Genomic DNA, 1,456 nt, shown 5'->3' with positions numbered 1-1,456 from the left:
TGGTGATAGGACTTGCTCCTTGAGCTGTTGGCAGTCGCAGATACCAGGCTGCTGCAACTGTTTATTAAAAACACAGCACTCTGCAAACACGAAAGTGGACGTATAGGGTGTGATGTCTGCCCGGTGCTGGAAGGTTAATTGATGGGGTTAGCGTAAGCGAAGCTCTTGATCGAAGCCCCAGTAAACGGCGGCCGTAACTATAACGGTCCTAAGGTAGCGAAATTCCTTGTCGGGTAAGTTCCGACCTGCACGAATGACATAATGATGGCAGCGCTGTCTCCAGCAGAGACTCAGTGAAATCGAAATCGCAGTGAAGATGCTGTGTACCCGCGGCTAGACGGAAAGACCCCGTGAACCTTTACTACAGCTTTACATTGAACTTTGACCTGACTTGTGCAGGATAGGTGGGAGGCTTTGAAGCCGAGACGCTAGTCTTGGTGGAGCCAATCTTGAAATACCACCCTGGTCATGTTGGGGTTCTAACTCAGGTATAACAATACCGAGGACAATGTATGGTGGGTAGTTTGACTGGGGCGGTCTCCTCCTAAAGAGTAACGGAGGAGTACGAAGGTGCGCTCAGACCGGTCGGAAATCGGTCGTAGAGTATAAAGGCAAAAGCGCGCTTAACTGCGAGACCCACAAGTCGAGCAGGTACGAAAGTAGGTCTTAGTGATCCGGTGGTTCTGTATGGAAGGGCCATCGCTCAACGGATAAAAGGTACTCTGGGGATAACAGGCTGATACCGCCCAAGAGTTCATATCGACGGCGGTGTTTGGCACCTCGATGTCGGCTCATCTCATCCTAGGGCTGAAGCAGGTCCTAAGGGTATGGCTGTTCGCCATTTAAAGAGGTACGCGAGCTGGGTTTAGAACGTCGTGAGACAGTTCGGTCCCTATCTACCGTGGGCGTTGGAAATTTGAGAGGATCTGCTCCTAGTACGAGAGGACCAGAGTGGACGAACCTCTGGTGTTCGGGTTGTCACGCCAGTGGCATTGCCCGGTAGCTACGTTCGGATGGGATAACCGCTGAAAGCATCTAAGCGGGAAGCCCACCTCAAGATTAGATTTCCCTAAAGAGCCGTTCAAGACTAGGACGTTGATAGGCAGGGTGTGGAAGCACAGCGATGTGTGTAGCTAACCTGTACTAATTGCTCGTTTGGCTTGACCATACAACACCCAAGTGGTTTGTAACCAAGTCTAATTAATCTATCTTGTATAGCTCAGGCTATAGAATAAAGAATATTTCGATATCACCTTTGACCTTGATTCAGTTAGGTTAAGTGATACTTAGTCAAATAAGTAAAACAACAACAGACTCATATCTAACCCCCTTTGCTGACGACAATAGCGCGATGGCCCCACCTGATCCCTTCCCGAACTCAGAAGTGAAACATCGTTGCGCCAATGGTAGTGTGGTTCGCCCATGTGAGAGTAGGTCATCGTCAGCTCTCTATTCT

The 1,456-nt window shown here is 49.5% G+C and carries 2 rRNA genes; both read left to right on the top strand.

Features of this window, described 5'->3' with window-relative positions:
- Positions 1-1,168: ribosomal RNA gene (locus JMX83_RS14880) — 23S ribosomal RNA — on the top strand; the annotation flags it as partial.
- A gap of 165 nt (positions 1,169-1,333) precedes the next feature.
- Positions 1,334-1,447 (top strand): 5S ribosomal RNA (gene rrf, locus JMX83_RS14875).
- Positions 1,448-1,456 lie beyond the last annotated feature (9 nt).

This window comes from Psychrobacter piscatorii, from assembly GCF_904846415.1.
GTDB classification, from domain to species: domain Bacteria; phylum Pseudomonadota; class Gammaproteobacteria; order Pseudomonadales; family Moraxellaceae; genus Psychrobacter; species Psychrobacter piscatorii.
The sequence above is the reverse complement of the archived record's forward strand: the minus strand, read 5'-3'. Positions and strand labels throughout refer to the sequence as shown.